The following is a 16,906-nucleotide window of genomic DNA, read 5'->3' as shown; positions in this document are numbered from 1 at the left end:
CAGGAGTCAATTCTAGAACATCACACAAGCACCAAGCAACTAAAGTGTTATTAAATTATCAAAGAACAAGAGAATAAAACTGGAGTGATTTATCACTCTAAAAAATATATTACGAGGAGGATACAAATGATAAAAGCAGTTGCGACTGAAATTTTTAACGATAAAAATATCGATTTTGAAAGGCCGATCTTTTGGCGACAGCAAAAAATCAGGTGTCGTCTATTGGTTCTGCCGGAGAACTGAAGGTATTAAAGAAACTAATTTATTAATAAAAACGCGAAAGCTGTTCGTAAACGGCTTTCGCATTTTTCTATTTATTGGCTTCTTCGGCGTATTCCTTGAAGGACTGTGTTTTATACATATCTTCTGTTGATCGCTGATTATTCTTCGAAAAGACGCTGGTTGATTTCTCACCTAGCTTTTTCTCAATTCCGTTTAAGGTTTTCACCGAATTTTTATAATTGATTTCCTCTACTTTAACTGGGCTTAAACCACTGTCGTAATAAAACCGCAGTAGATCCCCATTGTTGATCTGATCGGAGATGTCCAGCTGTTCCTCGACTTTCTTTTTAACTTCTTTGGCTTCTTCTAGTATTTCCGGCTGACTAAAGTTCAATAAGGCACCGGTTTGATTATCGTAAATATCGCCTTTATGGTAAGAATAGTCCTCCGTAACAAAATCTCCATTGCGGAAGGCGACTAGCTGTTCTCGATTAGGAGAAAGCAGATCGTTGCCAAACAGCATTAAATTACTTGAATTATAACCCACTAAATTCAATAGCGTGGGCAGGACATCGATTTGGCCGCCATAGGTATGACTAGTCGTCCCATTTTCTTGTCCCGGAAGATGAATGATCAAAGGTACCTTTTGCGCTTCGATGGTATCAAAGGTCGTCCAATCCTCTTTGCCAAATAATTCTTTAGTGGCCTCAATACGTGAATCAGAAATACCGTAGTGATCGCCATACAAAACGATTATAGAATTTTCGTAAAGACCACTGGCTTTTAAATAATCAAAGAATTCTTTGATGGCGGTATCGGTATAATTCGCTGTGGCAAAGTACCCGTCAATTGTTGAATCTCCTGTGTCTACCTTTGGAAAACCATTCTCCGCTTCAGGTAACTCAGAAAACGGGTAGTGATTAGAGACTGCTAAAAATTTCGCGTAAAAAGGCTGTTGTAGGTGCTCCAAATATTTCACCGATTGCTGGAAAAAGGGTTTATCATGTAAGCCGTATTGGAAAGAGTTTTTATCATTCAAGCTATAGTAGCTGGAATCAAAGAAGTGCTGATAACCAAATCGTTTATACGTCTCATTACGGTTCCAAAAATTCCCAGCATTTCCGTGAAAAGCAGCGGTTGTATAGCCTAATTTTTGATCAAAAATCGCAGGTGCGGCATTAAAGGTATTCTTGCCACCCAGCTGTGAAAATAGGGAACCTTGATTCAGACCAAACAAGGAATTTTCCAATAATGTTTCCGCATCACTGGTTTTACCTGCGCTGACCTGATGGTAAACATTGTCGAAGCTGAAAGAGCTTTGACTGTGATACAGACTATTTACAAAGGGCATGACTTCATGTTCGACACCGTTTTCATCTTTCAACTTGTAGTCTATCAAAAATTGGTGGGCACTTTCCAGATGGACATAGATAATATTCTTATCTTTTGCAATACCAAATAAGTCCTTGTTTGTTTCCTTTGGCTGCTGCTTGAGCTTTTCCGCTAAAACCTCCATATCATTAGGACTGGCTTGTGCGCGGATTTGTGATACTTGATAGGTTTTGACACCGTCGTAAACGGTATAGGCGTTGATTCCTAAATATTTCACTAGATAATCTCTAGAAAACGTTCTAGTCAATAAGCCTGGACGACTTGTTTCTGCTAGTGCAATATTTCCGGCGAGAAACAAGAGTGAAGCCATCGTAACAGTAAAAGCCAGCTTTGCTCGAACCGGACGGATATCCAATGGGAATTTCTTTAGTAGTAAAGCGGCTAGTACAAAAATACAGTCCAGAAAATACAGAACATCATGGGGCTTAAACAATCGAATCGCACTTTCTCCAAGCCCGCTGGCGACTTTTCCGGCACCTAATATTGTATCAATGGTGAGGAAATCGGTGAATTCTTGATAATAAACCACGTTAGCAAAAAGTAAGATGCTCAGTAATAAGTAAATGAGATAACCCGTGATATAGGCAGCTTTCGTCCTTCGAATAAATAAAAAGATCGACAAAAAGAGCATCGTGGTCGCTATCGGATTGATCAGCAGGATAAAGACCTGAAGCGCATTATCCAACCGCAAATCAAAATCAACCAAATAGGCAAATAGATTTTTTGCCCATAACAATAGCGTCAATATGAGAAAGAAGCCGAATCTCGAGTTCAGTTTTTCTTTGATCATGTCATAACCTCTCTTAGTCCATGTTCTAATTAGTTAATTGTATCGAAAAAACGGTTGGTATGTAAAGGCTATCAATGTGAGATGCAACAAAATTTAGAAAAATGCAATGATCCGTGAATATTGTAAAATTTTTATGTGGGATTTGATTTTTTTCAAAAAACGAACCGATAGTTTTTCTATCGGTCCATTTTCTATGCTTCGGTTGGTTGTTTCTGGTATTCCTTTACGAAGGCTTTTGCCTCTTTGTTAATTATTTTCAAATCGCATCCCTGTTGCTTTGCTGCAAATACACAGCCGCAATAGCACTGGCGGTACACATCGTACTCTTTACACATCTCGATCGAACGCTGATAGCCGGAATTCTTTTTGAAATCACTCGGCAGGTAATGCGTATTGTAGATTTTTTGAATATCCATGCCGATCTGATTAATCAGTTGACTATTTTTTTTCGGCGAGATCGTCAGTGCACTCCCGAAATAATCATACCCGCGTTCTAGCGCTTCTTTTGCGGCTAAATCCAGCCGCATATTGAAGCAGGCGGTGCAACGTTTACCGCCTTCTGGTTCTTCTGTTAGTTCTTTTTGCTGCATCAATTGAATGAATTCATTCGGTTTGTACTCATCAACAATCAGATCGACCTGATTGCCAGTTGCCGCATTAAAGTCATTGATAAATTTTTCTTGAACTAAAACTCGACGCTGGTATTCACTTTCAGGATGGATGTTTGAATTCGAGAAGAAGATCGTCACATCCGCATGCTGGGTTAAAAATTCCAATGTATAGGTACTGCAGGGTGCACAACAGGAATGAATCAAAATTCGTGGGCGAACCGCTTGTTTTTCCCAAGATTGAATCATCTTATGCAACACACGATCATAGTTAATTTTTTGGTTGCTCATTTTTTCAACGATTTCCGTTGCATCAATTGTATTCATCAAATCACCTGAAGGTATTATAAGTGAAATGAGGTTAGAAAAAAAGTCGGGTGAGAAGTATTTTAAAATTAGAGAAAACTGACTCAAAAGTAAAAAAAATCTGAGAATGATTGAAATATCATAAAATCTGGATATAGTATATACTGTAAGGTATATACCGAATGGTTTTGTAGAGAAAATTAGTCTAGCCAAGCTGTGAAAGAATCAGTATAGTGAAATGGAAGATTGGATAGTAGGCATAAAGAAATAATCGAAAAAGGGAGAAATTATGGAAGACAAGAAAACGACAAAGGCGAAATTTGACCAGGTATCCACTGAGATCGAAAAACGTATCCATGAAGGAATCTATGTAAGCTCACAAAAATTACCTTCTGAATATGATTTGGCGAAGGAATTCGATTGTAGCCGCCTAACGATTCGTAAAGCCATCGATGACTTAATCAGCAAGAATATTCTGGTAAAGCGGCGCGGTAAGGGAAGCTATGTGATGTCACAGCCAAAAATTCAAAGTGGGCGCTCTGGGCTGCAAGGCTTTACTGAAGCCGCGAAGGCCTATGGAAAAACCAGCAGCACCGAAGTCATTTCGTTTCAAAAGGTTGAGCCATCAGAGGAAATTCTGAACGCCTTGCAACTAGAAGAAGATCAACCGGTTTATGAGCTGGTTCGACGCAGGATATTAGACGATGAACCAATGACAGTAGAAAAAATCTATTTGTCCGAGTTTTATGTAAAAGGATTAAAGGCAGAGGATTTTAGCGGCTCGCTCTTTAAATTGCTGGAGGAAAAGACCGAAATTGCTTATTCTCATCAGGAGGTGGAGGCTATTTTAGTCAAACCAGAGCTTTCAAAATTACTGGATGTGCCGATGGGAGATCCCTTGCTGCAGGTCTATTCCGTGACCTATGCACTGGACGCGACACCGATCTTTTACGATATCTCCTACTATCGCTCGGATCGCTATGTCTTTAAAACCACACTTACTCGCTACGGCAAATAAAAAAGTACAACCGAGGAGGTCTCTTATGTCAATTGATTTTCGAAAAGTGATCGAGGAAAATAAGGAAGAATTCTATCAGGATCTGGATCAAGTGATGCGAATTGAAAGTGTCAAGAGTGCGCCAGCAGAACATGCGCCTTTTGGGAAAGGCCCCAAAGAAGCCTTACTAGCAGTCATGTCTTTAGCTGAAAAATATGGCTTCAAAACGACAATCGTCAATGATGCAGTTGGATATGCGCAGTGGGGTGAAGCGAAAGACTATATTGGTGTCGTGGGTCATCTAGACGTTGTCCCAGCAGGTGATGGCTGGTCATTTCCGCCGTTTAAATTAAGCAAAAAGGATCAACGCTTTTATGGCCGCGGAATTTTAGACAACAAAGGGCCGATTTTAGCTTGCCTATTTGGCTTGAAGCTGTTGAAAGAGCTGGATTTGCCCGTAAAGAAAACGATCCGAATCATTTTTGGTACCGATGAGGAAAATGGTAGCTCAGATATTCCGCTTTATTTGAACGAAGAACAGCCGCCACAGTTTGGTTTTACGCCTGATTGCAAGTATCCGGTGGTTTATGGTGAACGCGGAATTGTTAACTATGAAATTTTGACACCGTTTCCACAAGAAGAACTAAAGGATTTAGGGGATTTCATTGGCGATCAAGCTCGCGATCATGTTCCAGATACGTTGTCAGTAACTATACACGGCAAGAATATCAGTGTGCAGGGCAAAAGGGCCCCTTCGAATGCACCGGAGCTAGGAGAAAACGCAATTACGCTATTGGCGGAAAAAATTTTACAGGAACAAGCCGTTACTGGAACACTGGCGGAGTATTTTTCTTGGCTGGTAAAGGGCTTAGCGAATCAACATCATGGGGAAGGCTTGGGCCTTGCTTTTTCAGACGCGGATAGTGGTAAATTAATGATCACGCCCTATGAATTGATCAAAAAAGACCAGCAGTTAGCCCTTTCGGTAGCGATTCGCTATCCCGTTTCAGTTACAGAAGCAGAAGTAACCGATAGCTTGAAAAAGCATTTGCCGCCGGAGAGTCAGCTAACAGTAGTCCGTCGCATCAAAAGCAGCCATTTTCCTAAGGATGATCCCAATGTTCAACTCTTATCAGCTGTTTATGAAGAGGTTACAGGATTGGATGGGACTCCGGTAACGACGACAGGAGCAACTTATGCCCGCTTTGTCCCGAATATCGTCGCCTTTGGTCCTTCATTTCCTGGTCAAAAGGGGATTGCCCATAATCAGGATGAATATATGGATGAAGAGGATCTGTTGAAAAACATGGAAATCTATATGCGGGGAATGTTAAAACTAATTGAATAATTGATTTTTTTGAGACCTAGCAAGGGATTGCGGGTCTTTTTTTTTGTTGCTTCATATCTTTAGCTTAGAAAACGGTAAAAAAAGATAAAAAAATTTCAAATTTAGTATATACAAAACAGTATATACTATCTATAATGAATTCAGATTTTGAAAATGTAAACGGTAACGGGAGGAGCACGACGATGGCGTGGGGAGCAATTGCGACATGGCGCATGGCACATGATGGTGTAATAGAAGCAATGCGTTTGCTAGAGAAGAAAGGGAAGGCTGGTGACGCAGTAGAAACCTTAATTAAGACAGTGGAGGATTATCCTTATTATAAATCTGTCGGTTTTGGCGGGCTGCCGAATGCTGAAGGAATTTTGGAAATGGATGCTGCCTTTATGCACGGAGATACGTTTGAAATTGGTGCGGTAGCCGGAATCACCGATGTAAAAAATCCAATCTCTGTTGCACGAAAACTTAGTAAAGATAAGTTCAATAGCTTTCGGGTCGGTGAAGGAGCAACTAAATATTCAATGCTGGAAGGCTTCGAACGAAAGAGTATGTTGACAGAACGTGCGCATAAAATTTGGGAAAAGCGTTTGAAGGAAATCCAAGAAAACAATCTGAATCCCTACGATGGTCATGATACGGTTGGAGCGATTACGTTGGATCAGAAGGGAACGATGACAGCAGGAACATCTAGTTCTGGTTTATTTATGAAAAAACCAGGACGGGTCGGTGATTCTCCATTATCTGGATCAGGCTTTTACGTGGACAGTGAAATCGGCGGGGCAGCTGCGACAGGCTTAGGGGAAGATTTGATGAAGGGCTGTTTATCCTATGAAATCGTTCGTTTGATGGGAGAAGGACTGAAGCCGCAAGCCGCCTGCGATAAAGCTGTCTATGAATTTCATGATAAATTAACTGCACGCTATGGCAAGGCAGGAGCCTTCTCGTTGATTGCCATGAATACCAAAGGTGAATGGGGCGTAGCGACAAACGTTGAATTTACCTTCAGTGTAGGCAACGATCAGGAAAACCCGCAGATTTTTATTGCCAACATGGGAAGCAATCACACCACAGATATCCAACCAATCACACAGGATTGGCTAGATGCCTACGAAAAACGGATCAAAGCACCGATTGAATAAAGAATTAGGAGAGTGAAGAAAATGAGTAAAAAACAAATTTATCTATTTTGCGATGCAGGGATGTCCACAAGTATTATGGTTAACAAAATGATGGAGATCGTTGAAAAACACAATATGCCGCTGCAAATCACTGCCTTTCCAGTAGCACGTGCGCAGGAGGTGGTTGAAAAGGAAAAACCGGTAGCGATTCTTTTAGGCCCACAGGTAAAATTCTTACTGGAAAAAACTCGGGAACAGTTCGCTCCTCAGGGAATTCCAGTTGCAGTGATCGCACCAGAGATTTACGGCATGATGGATGGAGAAAAAGCGATGAAGGAAGTCCTAAAATTAATTAAACAAAATAAAAAATAGAATCGAACTGATTGGAGGATAAAAAGATGCAGAAGTTTTTAAACTGGTTGGAAAAAGTTTTGACACCATTAGCTAAAATCATCGGAGAGAATAAGTATTTGATCGCGATTCGTGACGGCTTTTTGATCTCTACGCCTTTATTGATCGTAGGTTCTTTCTTCTTATTACTGGCAAATTTTCCGATTCCAAATTGGAGTAACATGATTTCTCCAATTTTAGGCAAGAATTGGGAATCCTTGATGTCGGTACCTGCTTCAGCATTGGTTTCTTTCTTTATCCTAACGCCTTATACCACATTGTTTACACCAGAGAACAGTACTCAAGTTTATGAAGTAACGAGTTTGCCGTTAAAATGGATGGGTTCAAGTGGTTTATTCTTAGGAATGATCATTGCACTAGTTTCTACTCGAATTTTTGCGGCAGTGATTCATCGCGGATGGACAATCAAAATGCCAGAGGGTGTTCCGCCTACTGTAGTGAAATCTTTCGAAGCCTTGATTCCAAGTTTTGTGGTAGTAACAATTATGTTCGTTCTCAATTGGTTGGTTTCTTTGACATCAATGGGGAACTTGCAGGATGTGATCTTTACATTCTTACAAACGCCACTATTAAGTTTAGGCAACACGTTAGGCGCGATGATTATTGCCTACTTATTCCTACATTTCTTTTGGTTCTTCGGTATTAATGGAAGCAGTGTTGTTGGCGCAGTATTTAATCCAGTTTTACGTGCATTGTCAGTCGAAAATATGCAAGCCTTTAAAGACGGGCATGAAATCCCTAATATCATCACAGGTCAATTTCAAGATATGTTTGCAACATTTGGCGGTGGTGGATCAACGCTATCATTAATTATCGTGATGGTACTCTTCTGTAAGAGTCAGCGGGTGAAAAAGTTATCACAGCTATCGCTTGTTCCAAGTATTTTCGGGATTAACGAGCCAATTATTTTTGGTTTGCCGATCGTGCTAAATCCGATCCTTTTGATTCCTTTTGCACTTGTTCCTACTATTAATATAATTATTTCTTACTTTGCTATGGATTGGGGCCTCGTTCCTTATACGAATGGCATTCAACTGCCTTGGACGACCCCGCCGATTATCTCCGGCTTTTTAGTCAGCGGCTGGCAGGCCTCGATTTTGCAAGCGTTGCTGATCGTACTGGGAATGGCAATCTACTATCCATTTATCAAAGTACTAGATGATCAGTATTTACGAGAGGAAAAAGAAGCGGAGGAACTGGAAACAGAAGAGATCGACTTCGATACCTTTGATTTTGACGAAATTTAAGTAGGAGGTTTTTTGGATAAATGAATGATGAACAGTTACAGGTCGTCATGGGCCTGATCATGAATGCCGGTAATGCAAAGGGCGAAGCGGTTGCGGCATTGGCGGCGGCGAAGGAAAATAATTTTTCTGAAGCTGAAGCGCGAATGAAAGCAGCTAACGAGGCACTAGTCGAGGCGCACAACACGCAAACGAGCTTGCTGACCGCAGAAGCTAGTGGAAATAACTCTGAAGTGACATTGTTGATGGTGCACAGCCAGGATCATTTAATGAATGCTATTTCCTATTTAGGATTAACGCAAGAATTGATTGATGTTTATAAACGTCTGACTACATTAGAAAAATAATAATATACAGGCTGACAAGGATAATCTCTTTGTCAGTTTTTTTATATCTCTTTAGGAGGATACAGGAGTATAATCAAAGGAAAAAATGATCGGAGGGCAGGAAACCAATGAAGCCATTTAACACTTATAATGAAGAAAAACATACCTATCCGATAGTTATCAGTTTACCTCATAGCGGAACATGGATACCAGAGGAAATGCGCTCAAGCTTACAGGAAGGTGTGGTTTTGGCGAATACAGATTGGTTTTTACCAGAGCTATACAACTTTCTAATTGCGAAGGGCTGTACGGTAATCGAAAATTGCGTGAGTCGTTATGTGGCTGATCCGAATCGTGAAAGTCAAATGATCGGGACAAATTATCAAGAGACGGTGGTTTATCAGCAAAATACCTTTGGAAAAGCCTTGTATACAAAAAAGCTGTCATCAGATATTATTGATGAACGCTTAGAAAATTATTATTGGCCCTACCACCAAGCATTGCAGAGATTAATCGACGCCAAAAAGAGCCGATTCGGAAAAGTCTACTTAATTGATTTGCACAGCTTTGCTGAATATCCCAATGGGGACAAAAAATACACCGGCTGATTTTGTGATCGGAAACCAAGTGGATCAAACTTCTAGTACAAATCTGCGAAAACTGTTAACAGTTTTTTTGGAAGAAGCAGGCTATAGTGTTTCAAATAATCATCCATTTTGTGGAGGTTTTATTACTCGTCACTTTAGTGAACTACCCAAAATGGAGACATTGCAGCTAGAAATTCGCTATAATCAGTACATTGAGGATCGTTCTTTCGGTGAAGAGGTGCTTACAAGATATGATTCAGAATTATTTTCAAAAGCACAAGAGCGCTTAGAAACAGTTTTTGAAAAATTATTAGTAAAGTTATTAGATAGAAAGGATTTAAAAAATGAATGATCGAAACGCGTTTACGCGCAAATTATTTTTAGATTCAGGAATCGAAGCAGGTATGAGAATTTTAGATGTCGGATGTGGTGCCGGCGAAGTTAGTTTTTTAATGCAGGAGATTCTTGAGGACACAAGTGAAATTGTGGGAATCGATATTAATGAAGAGTTGATTTCGGCGGCACAAAATATTGCGACTGAAAGAGGTTGCCAGCATACTCGATTTTTTACTATGGATATCGCTGATGAAGCGCGTGAATTGGGAACCTTTGATGCGATCATTGGCCGCCGTATATTGATGTATCTGCCTGATCCTTTTCAGACGATTAAGGATTTGATCACTTGCTTAAAGCCAGGTGGTCGAATCGTTTTTCAAGAGAGTGATGCTATTGGTGCGGGAGAGCTGATTGAGAAGTTTCCATTACATACGAGAGTCCAACAGTGGGTATGGGAAACGGTTTCTAAAGAACAGGGAAACATTCATATCGGTTCTGAATTATATACATTGTTTTTGCAGGCGGGTCTCCAAATACAGGAGGTTCGATCAGAAGCTGTTTTACAGACTATTGAAACGGGTAGTGATTTAGTTTGGTTATTAAAGGTCATGGAAAAGCGAATCATTCAAGCTGAAGTGGCAACAAAGAAAGAAATGGACGAGATTAGTGAAGAAAAATTGATGCAAGAAATGGAAAAAGCTCAATCTGTCTTTATTAGAGATATGAACTTTGGAATTTATGCTACTAAGTAAAAAGCGTTCGATCATTTTTTGATCGAGCGCTTTTTAATAGTCATTTGGATAATGAACCACGATAAATTTCACGACATTGCTGGTCTGATTGTCCCAATTGTGATCGATTGTCGAAAAATAGTGAGCGGAGTCGCCAGGATAAAGTTGATACGTCTTTTCTTCGATCACCAATGTCAAGATTCCCTCTAAAACATACACGAACTCTTCCCCTTGATGCGGATAGGTAGTTGGTAATTCACGCTTTTCATGAGGCATGATCTCGATCATTTTCGGTGCGATCTTCTTATCCTGTGGTGTGCGGCTCAATTGCTTGTAGATCATGTTGTTCAATTTGTGGATCACCGGCTGGTCGTACCCGCGAACAATCGGTTCGATTTCTGGCTCTTCTTCAAAGAAGTAATTGATTTTTACTTTAAATAAATCTGCGATGTTTGATAAATGTTCGACGGCGATTGTCGTGATTCCCCGTTCGAATTGCGATAAGAAGCCAGTTGACAAACCCGTGGCTTCAGATAGCTGTTTAAGGGTCATCCCTCGTTCATTACGCAAATTTTTCACTTTTTCCCCAATATTCATTTGAAAACCCCTTACATGCTTAATTATTTTTAGTATACCTGAAAAGTAGTCAAATTTCTAACCATCATTAAAATGAAAAACTTCACGAAAAATAAAATAAAAAATTCACCATTATGAATAAAGCGTTTGCAATTACCTCGACAGCCCTTTATAATTAAGGATGGGAGGGAAGCACGTGAAAAAGCCGACGATTTTTAATATTCAGAAATTTTCGACCCATGATGGGCCGGGGATTCGTACGACGATTTTTTTCAAAGGGTGTCCCATCAGATGTGAATGGTGTCACAATCCTGAAAGCCAAGTATTTGCACCAGAGATCATGTTAAATAAATACGGCAAGGAAGAGCTGATCGGCCAAGACTATTCGATTCGTGAACTAGTCAAAAAAATTCAGGCGGATCAGATCTTTTACGATCAATCAGGTGGCGGTGTGACATTTTCTGGCGGGGAAGTGATGGCGCAAAATATGGATTATGTGGTGGAATTAGCGAGGGAGTGCCAACGATTAGGGATTACTGTCGCAATCGATACTTGTGGCGTCGCCCCGACTGAAAATTATCGACGAATTCTACCGTATGCAGATTTATTTTTATACGATTTAAAGTTCATAGATTCACATAATCACCAGCTTTATACAGGTGTAGGCAATCAATTGGTGTTGGAGAATTTAAGATTTTTATCAGAGCAGCAAGCTGAAATCAATCTTCGTTTAATTTTACTGGATGAAATTAACGCAGAAGAATTGGATGCAGAGGAAGTTATTGACTGGCTGGCAAAAGAAAAAATTCATGTGAGTGAAATATCACTGCTGCCATATCATGATTTCGGTCGAGATAAATATGAGCGGCTGAAACGAGTGTGTACGCAGAATTTTATCAAGCCGTCCGACGAAAAAGTGGAACGATTACAAAAAATTTATCAGGATGCAGGGTATCAGGTATCAATTGGCGGATAAGTAAACAGACAACTTAACACATAAAATAGGAGGAAGATCAATGGCGGAATTAACATTAGAACCAACAAGAAGGGGAAGTACGGAGCGGATCAAACGATTACGGGAAATTAGCGACAAGGAATGCACACCAAGTATTTCGATGGAACGAGCTGTCCTTTTGACTGAGGCCTACAAAAAATGGGAGGGGAAAGTTTCTGCACCTGTTTTACGAGGGAAAGCCTTCAAGTACATCATGGAGAATCGAACCAATTATATTGAAAAAGGGTCATTGGTCCTTGGTGAAAAAGGAGATAAACCATGGGCAGCTCCGACATTCCCTGAACTGTGCTGTCATACCTTAGAAGACTTTGACAATATGAACAATCGCGAGAAAGTATTCTTCCGGGTGAGTGAGGAAGATCGTCAGATTCAAGAGGAAGTTATTATTCCTTACTGGCATGACCGTGCCATGATGACGCGTATGAACCGACTGCTGCCAGAGGAGTGGCATCTATTATTCGATGCCGGTTTGTATACCGAATTTCTAATGCAGCGCGGTCCTGGTCATACGGTGGCGGATGGAAAAATGTATCAGAAGGGTTTTGCTGATTTTAAGGCGGAAATTCAACAAGAAATCGACAATTTAGACTATAACAATGATATGGAAGCGTTAAATAAACGAGAAGAACTAGAGGGCATGAAGCTAGTCTGCGAAGGGATGATTATCTACGGCAAACGCTATGCGCAGCAATGCCGTGATTTAGCTGAAACGGAAACAGATCCGCAATGGAAACAGGAATTGTTAGATTTAGCGGAAGTCTGCGACGTAGTACCAGAGCATGCGCCACAAACCTTCCGTCAGGCGATTCAAATGTATTGGTTCACGCATATTGGTGTAACAGTGGAAATGAACAACTGGGATGCCTATTCTCCAGGTAAGTTGGATCAGCATTTAGAACCTTTTTATGAAAAGGATATCGAGGAAGGTCGTTTAACCCGTGAGGAAGCGCGGGAGCTTTTAGAAAATCTATGGATTCAATTCAATAATCAGCCAGCCCCTCCAAAGGTTGGAATCACATTGAAGGAAAGTGGCACATATACGGATTTCTGTAATTTAAATACGGGAGCTTTGCGTCCAGACGGAACAAGTGGTGTCAGTGATGTCAGCTATTTGATTCTGGAAGTCATGGATGAAATGAAGCTGCTGCAGCCAAGCTCAAACGTACAAATTTCTCGTAAATCCCCTGAAAAATTCCTGCGAGAAGCTTTGAAGGTCTCTCGTAAAGGCTGGGGACAGCCGGCAATGTATAACTCTGAGGCGATTTTGGCAGAGCTGAGCTATCTAGGAAAATCGGTCGATGATGCTAGAGAAAGCGGGATTTGTTCTGGCTGTGTCGAGGTTGGTGTAGCCGGAAAAGAAGCCTATGTGCTGACCGGTTATCTGAATATCCCGAAAGTATTTGAACTGGCTATGAATCGCGGCTATGATCATTACACTGATAAGCAAGTCGGAATCGATGTAGGCGACTTCACTAAAATGGATACCTATGAAGAAGTCTTTGAAGCTTTCCATAAGGAACTGCAATACGTAGTTGATGTGAAGGTAGCGGGAAATAACATGATCGAACGGATGTATATGGAGTTCATGCCGGTACCACTGCTTTCTGTGATGTCAGATGATTGTATTAAAGTTGGGAAAGACTACAATGCAGGAGGCGCACGCTATAATACCAGCTATATCCAATGTGTCGGTATTGCAACGATTACCGATTCCTTAGCAGCGATCAAGCACAATGTTTTTGAAGAAAAAACGATGACCATGCAGGAACTATTGGATGCCTGTGAAGCAGATTTTGAAAATTATGACGAAATCTATGATCGGGTTTATAATGAAACTCCTAAATACGGAAACGATGATGAATACGCCGATACATTGTTGCGGGATGTAGCAGCTTCATTGCAAGAGGTGATCGCAGGTCGCCCAACACCGAAAGGATCGAAAACGGTCGTGGAATTTTTACCAACGACTTGTCACGTTTACTTTGGTCAAGTCATGGAAGCTTCACCAAATGGGCGTCATAAAGGGATTCCATTGCCAGACGGAATTTCTCCGGAAAAAGGGGCGGATCGCAACGGTCCGACTGCGGTGATTAAGTCAGCGTCGAAAATTGATCAAACAAAAACCGGCGGGGCTTTGCTGAATCAGAAATTTACCCCGAGTGTAGTAGCCGGAGAAGCTGGTATCACTAATATGGCTTCACTGGTTCGCAGTTACTTTGCATTAGACGGACATCATATTCAGTTCAACGTAATTGATCGTGAAACGCTGCTGAAGGCACAAAAACATCCAAAAGAGTATGAAAATTTGATCGTGCGCGTAGCTGGTTACAGTGATTACTTTAACAATTTAGAAAAAGCCTTGCAGGATGAGATTATTTCACGGACGGAGCAAGCTTTTGGATAAGTGAATAAAACAATTTTTTAACCAGAGAAATTTTTTCTCTGGTTTTTTGTTGTTGGTTGAATTTTTTATAACTTGAAAAAGCGTCTGACAATAAAAAACAGTTGATTACTTATAAGAAAACAAAAAGTAAATTTCTTAACTTGTATTAAAGAGGGCTTGCAATTGCTCAAGATGAAATAGAGGATTTTACCACTTTAATGGTGGGGAGTTTGAAGGTGAAATCTATGATTAAAACAAAGTGAAAAAGATAACTAAATAAGCAGATTAATGATAACGGATTATTCAAATCTAGAAGTATCATTGCTTAAAAAGAACAGGTGTAATATTAATTTTTAAGATAAATAACGAAGGAATTGAGTAGAAAATGGATTGCATCGTCCTACTAATGCTGGTAGAATGTGGTTGAGATTATTAGTCGTTTGTCGACAATCGACTAATAGTAGATTGGGAAATTTAAAAAAATACAAGTAATATTCCGAAAAATATTGATCAACAAATCACATAGTAATTGTTTGTTCGAGCCCTTATGCAATACAACAAAAAGCGAGCGCTATCAAAAAAGAGTTGTTTTTTTGAAAATCACGATGGCTAAACATCGTATTTTATAAAGAAAGGGATGGAGGATAGGTATGCAAATGTATGACGTAATCATCATCGGTGCCGGGCCTGCTGGCTTGTCAGCTGCTATTTATGCCGGTCGGGCGAGACTAAAGACGTTACTAATTGAAAAAGGAAAGGATGGCGGACAGATCATTTTGACCTCTGAGATTGAAAATTATCCGGGAAGTCTCGAAAAAGAATCTGGTCGTTCGTTGATTAAACGAATGACGGAACAGGTGGCTTCTTTTGGGGTTGAACGGGCTGCAGATACGATCGTTGATGTGGAGCTGTCTAATGACGTGAAGGTCATCAAAGGAAAAAAAGAAGAGTATCAAGGTCGCTCAGTGATCATCGCCTCGGGGGCATTTCCACGTCCAATTGGTTGTGCAAATGAGAAAGAGTTTATGGGAAAAGGTCTTTCTTACTGTGCAACTTGTGATGCAGCCTTTTTCGAGGACATGGAAGTTTTTGTGATCGGCGGCGGGAATTCAGCGGTAGAGGAAGCGATGTTCTTGTCGACCTTTGCCCGAAAAGTGACGATCATTCAGAATCTAGCAGAGTTAACGGCAGATGCCATTGCGATTGAACAAATAATGGCGAACGAGAAAGTTCACTATGTTTACAATTCTGTCGTGGAAAGTCTTGAAGGTGACGGTATCGTTGAAGCGATCACGATCCGGAACACCGAAACAAATGAAACAACGCGCTTCGAAGCTGACGAAGAAGATGGGTTGATCGGTGTTTTTAGCTTTATCGGCTACTTACCACAGTCGAAAATTTTTGAAAATGTCGTAGAAATGGAAAATGGCTACATTAAAACCGATGAAAAAATGGCGACAAATGTTCCAGGCGTGTATGCGGCGGGAGATGTTCGAGTGAAAAATGTTCGTCAGGTCGTTACTGCCAGCGGTGATGGTTGTACAGCGGCTGTCGCAGTCGAAAAGTATTTGCATCATTAGCATTTTTCTTGAAGTGTGGATCAAAATTATTTTTCTCTGGGGAAAAATGAATACATTAATCTGAATAAGGAGTAGTGAAAAGATGAAAGTGTTAAATAAAAAGAATTTTGAAGCAGAGGTCTTGCAAAGTGAGGGGATGATGCTGGTTGATTTCTTCTCAGAAACCTGCGAACCGTGTCAGGCACTGATGCCGAGTATCGAAGAATTCGCTGATAAATATAGTGGTAAAATTCCTTTTGCCAAATTGGATACTGCGAAAGCCAGAAGAGTGTCGATCGGTCAAAAAATTTTGGGGATACCAGTTATTGCAATTTATCAAGACGGCGAAAAGGTCGAAGAATTGGTAAAGGATGACGCAACTCCTGAAAATGTAGAGGCCATGATCAAAAAGTATATTTAACGGATAAAACCGTTTAAATAATAAAAAAACAAGGAGGAATCAAGATGTTGCTGAAAGACAAAAAAGTTATCATCCTCGGCGACAGAGACGGCGTTCCTGGTCAAGCCATTGAAGAATGTGTGAAACCATTAGGCGTAGATATAGTATTCTCATCCACAGAATGCTTTGTCTGAACGGCCGCGGGCGCAATGGATCTGGAGAATCAAAAGAGGGTAAAAGAATTTACAGAGGAATTCGGTGCTGAGAATATCGTTGTTATTCTTGGTGCGGCAGAAGGTGAAGCTGCTGGTTTAGCGGCCGAAACTGTAACTTTGGGAGACCCTACGTATGCCGGTCCATTAGCGGGAGTCCAGTTAGGACTTGACGTATATCATATCGTGGAACCAGAAATGAAAGAAGCGATCGACTCTGAGCTGTATGAGGAACAAGTTGGCATGATGGAAATGGTACTAGACGTTGACGATATCGTCGACGAAATGACTTCAATTCGAAGTCAAGTAAGTGAATAGGTTCAATGTGCAGCTTTTTTGATGATGCTG

17 protein-coding genes are annotated in these 16,906 nt (G+C 40.6%); 14 read left to right on the top strand and 3 right to left on the bottom strand.

Annotation, left to right across the window (positions count from 1 at the left end; translation table 11 throughout):
- Positions 1-310: 310 nt before the first annotated feature.
- Together KQI58_RS11805 and KQI58_RS11800 are read right to left on the bottom strand one after the other, a co-directional pair.
- Complete coding sequence (locus tag KQI58_RS11805) at positions 311-2,404, bottom strand: LTA synthase family protein (protein WP_216409296.1); 2,094 nt, start codon at positions 2,402-2,404, stop codon at positions 311-313.
- Between the two features lie 191 nt (positions 2,405-2,595).
- Complete coding sequence (locus KQI58_RS11800) at positions 2,596-3,339, bottom strand: epoxyqueuosine reductase QueH (RefSeq protein ID WP_216409295.1); 744 nt, start codon at positions 3,337-3,339, stop codon at positions 2,596-2,598.
- A 268-nt stretch (positions 3,340-3,607) separates the two neighbouring features.
- Here KQI58_RS11800 and KQI58_RS11795 point away from each other — a divergent pair, with 268 nt between their 5' ends.
- The 9 genes from KQI58_RS11795 (at position 3,608) to KQI58_RS11760 (ending at position 10,434) form a co-directional block, all read left to right on the top strand.
- Positions 3,608-4,336 (top strand): GntR family transcriptional regulator, LSA1692 subfamily, encoded by a 729-nt coding sequence (locus tag KQI58_RS11795; protein WP_216409294.1) that lies wholly within the window; start codon positions 3,608-3,610, stop codon positions 4,334-4,336.
- Positions 4,337-4,361: 25 nt separating this feature from the next.
- Complete coding sequence (locus KQI58_RS11790) at positions 4,362-5,663, top strand: Sapep family Mn(2+)-dependent dipeptidase (RefSeq protein ID WP_216409293.1); 1,302 nt, start codon at positions 4,362-4,364, stop codon at positions 5,661-5,663.
- Positions 5,664-5,845: 182 nt separating this feature from the next.
- Positions 5,846-6,799, top strand: a complete 954-nt coding sequence (locus tag KQI58_RS11785; RefSeq protein WP_216409292.1) for a N(4)-(beta-N-acetylglucosaminyl)-L-asparaginase — start codon at positions 5,846-5,848, stop codon at positions 6,797-6,799.
- Between the two features lie 21 nt (positions 6,800-6,820).
- On the top strand, positions 6,821-7,150 hold the full coding sequence (locus KQI58_RS11780; RefSeq protein ID WP_216409291.1) for a PTS sugar transporter subunit IIB: 330 nt from the start codon (positions 6,821-6,823) through the stop codon (positions 7,148-7,150).
- A 26-nt stretch (positions 7,151-7,176) separates the two neighbouring features.
- On the top strand, positions 7,177-8,436 hold the full coding sequence (locus tag KQI58_RS11775; RefSeq protein ID WP_216409289.1) for a PTS sugar transporter subunit IIC: 1,260 nt from the start codon (positions 7,177-7,179) through the stop codon (positions 8,434-8,436).
- A 20-nt stretch (positions 8,437-8,456) separates the two neighbouring features.
- Positions 8,457-8,780, top strand: a complete 324-nt coding sequence (locus tag KQI58_RS11770) for a PTS lactose/cellobiose transporter subunit IIA (protein ID WP_216409288.1) — start codon at positions 8,457-8,459, stop codon at positions 8,778-8,780.
- Between the two features lie 107 nt (positions 8,781-8,887).
- Positions 8,888-9,367, top strand: coding sequence for an N-formylglutamate amidohydrolase (locus tag KQI58_RS22725; protein WP_253295916.1), 480 nt, complete (start codon positions 8,888-8,890; stop codon positions 9,365-9,367).
- Complete coding sequence (locus KQI58_RS22720; protein WP_253295915.1) at positions 9,342-9,698, top strand: N-formylglutamate amidohydrolase; 357 nt, start codon at positions 9,342-9,344, stop codon at positions 9,696-9,698. The genes KQI58_RS22725 and KQI58_RS22720 overlap by 26 nt, the downstream gene beginning before the upstream one ends.
- The gene (locus KQI58_RS11760) at positions 9,691-10,434 is read left to right on the top strand and encodes a class I SAM-dependent methyltransferase (RefSeq protein WP_216409286.1); all 744 of its coding nucleotides are present in this window, start codon (positions 9,691-9,693) and stop codon (positions 10,432-10,434) included. The genes KQI58_RS22720 and KQI58_RS11760 overlap by 8 nt, the downstream gene beginning before the upstream one ends.
- A 33-nt stretch (positions 10,435-10,467) precedes the next feature.
- On the opposite strand, the gene KQI58_RS11755 is transcribed toward KQI58_RS11760, so the two are convergent.
- Complete coding sequence (locus tag KQI58_RS11755) at positions 10,468-11,010, bottom strand: helix-turn-helix domain-containing protein (RefSeq protein ID WP_216409284.1); 543 nt, start codon at positions 11,008-11,010, stop codon at positions 10,468-10,470.
- Positions 11,011-11,185: 175 nt separating this feature from the next.
- Here KQI58_RS11755 and KQI58_RS11750 point away from each other — a divergent pair, with 175 nt between their 5' ends.
- The 5 genes from KQI58_RS11750 to grdA all read left to right on the top strand — a co-directional run bounded on the left by KQI58_RS11750 (position 11,186) and on the right by grdA (position 16,876).
- Positions 11,186-11,965 carry a glycyl-radical enzyme activating protein gene (locus KQI58_RS11750; RefSeq protein ID WP_216409282.1) on the top strand — a complete coding sequence of 260 codons (780 nt, stop codon included), beginning with the start codon at positions 11,186-11,188 and terminating at the stop codon, positions 11,963-11,965.
- Between the two features lie 40 nt (positions 11,966-12,005).
- Complete coding sequence (gene hypD / locus KQI58_RS11745; protein WP_216409280.1) at positions 12,006-14,408, top strand: trans-4-hydroxy-L-proline dehydratase; 2,403 nt, start codon at positions 12,006-12,008, stop codon at positions 14,406-14,408.
- Between the two features lie 629 nt (positions 14,409-15,037).
- Entirely contained in the window at positions 15,038-15,967 is a 930-nt protein-coding gene (gene trxB, locus KQI58_RS11740) for a thioredoxin-disulfide reductase (RefSeq protein ID WP_216409277.1), read from the top strand.
- Positions 15,968-16,049: 82 nt separating this feature from the next.
- Positions 16,050-16,367 carry a thioredoxin TrxA gene (trxA, locus tag KQI58_RS11735; RefSeq protein ID WP_216409276.1) on the top strand — a complete coding sequence of 106 codons (318 nt, stop codon included), beginning with the start codon at positions 16,050-16,052 and terminating at the stop codon, positions 16,365-16,367.
- 44 nt (positions 16,368-16,411) lie between these two features.
- On the top strand, positions 16,412-16,876 hold the full coding sequence (gene grdA, locus KQI58_RS11725; protein ID WP_253295913.1) for a glycine/sarcosine/betaine reductase complex selenoprotein A: 465 nt from the start codon (positions 16,412-16,414) through the stop codon (positions 16,874-16,876).
- The last annotated feature ends 30 nt before the right edge of the window (positions 16,877-16,906 follow it).

Origin of the sequence: Enterococcus raffinosus (assembly GCF_018917525.1) — a bacterium.
In the GTDB taxonomy this organism is placed as follows: Bacteria; Bacillota; Bacilli; order Lactobacillales; family Enterococcaceae; genus Enterococcus_A; species Enterococcus_A raffinosus_A.
The sequence above is the reverse complement of the archived record's forward strand: the minus strand, read 5'-3'. Positions and strand labels throughout refer to the sequence as shown.

Excerpts from the sequence above, each read along its gene's own strand:
- KQI58_RS11805 (WP_216409296.1), bottom strand. The coding sequence starts at position 2,404 with ATGATCAAAGAAAAACTGAACTCGAGATTCGGCTTCTTTCTCATATTG.
- KQI58_RS11800 (WP_216409295.1), bottom strand. The coding sequence starts at position 3,339 with ATGAATACAATTGATGCAACGGAAATCGTTGAAAAAATGAGCAACCAA.
- KQI58_RS11795 (WP_216409294.1), top strand. The coding sequence starts at position 3,608 with ATGGAAGACAAGAAAACGACAAAGGCGAAATTTGACCAGGTATCCACT.
- KQI58_RS11790 (WP_216409293.1), top strand. The coding sequence starts at position 4,362 with ATGTCAATTGATTTTCGAAAAGTGATCGAGGAAAATAAGGAAGAATTC.
- KQI58_RS11785 (WP_216409292.1), top strand. The coding sequence starts at position 5,846 with ATGGCGTGGGGAGCAATTGCGACATGGCGCATGGCACATGATGGTGTA.
- KQI58_RS11780 (WP_216409291.1), top strand. The coding sequence starts at position 6,821 with ATGAGTAAAAAACAAATTTATCTATTTTGCGATGCAGGGATGTCCACA.
- KQI58_RS11775 (WP_216409289.1), top strand. The coding sequence starts at position 7,177 with ATGCAGAAGTTTTTAAACTGGTTGGAAAAAGTTTTGACACCATTAGCT.
- KQI58_RS11770 (WP_216409288.1), top strand. The coding sequence starts at position 8,457 with ATGAATGATGAACAGTTACAGGTCGTCATGGGCCTGATCATGAATGCC.
- KQI58_RS22725 (WP_253295916.1), top strand. The coding sequence starts at position 8,888 with ATGAAGCCATTTAACACTTATAATGAAGAAAAACATACCTATCCGATA.
- KQI58_RS22720 (WP_253295915.1), top strand. The coding sequence starts at position 9,342 with ATGGGGACAAAAAATACACCGGCTGATTTTGTGATCGGAAACCAAGTG.
- KQI58_RS11760 (WP_216409286.1), top strand. The coding sequence starts at position 9,691 with ATGAATGATCGAAACGCGTTTACGCGCAAATTATTTTTAGATTCAGGA.
- KQI58_RS11755 (WP_216409284.1), bottom strand. The coding sequence starts at position 11,010 with ATGAATATTGGGGAAAAAGTGAAAAATTTGCGTAATGAACGAGGGATG.
- hypD (WP_216409280.1), top strand. The coding sequence starts at position 12,006 with ATGGCGGAATTAACATTAGAACCAACAAGAAGGGGAAGTACGGAGCGG.
- trxB (WP_216409277.1), top strand. The coding sequence starts at position 15,038 with ATGCAAATGTATGACGTAATCATCATCGGTGCCGGGCCTGCTGGCTTG.
- trxA (WP_216409276.1), top strand. The coding sequence starts at position 16,050 with ATGAAAGTGTTAAATAAAAAGAATTTTGAAGCAGAGGTCTTGCAAAGT.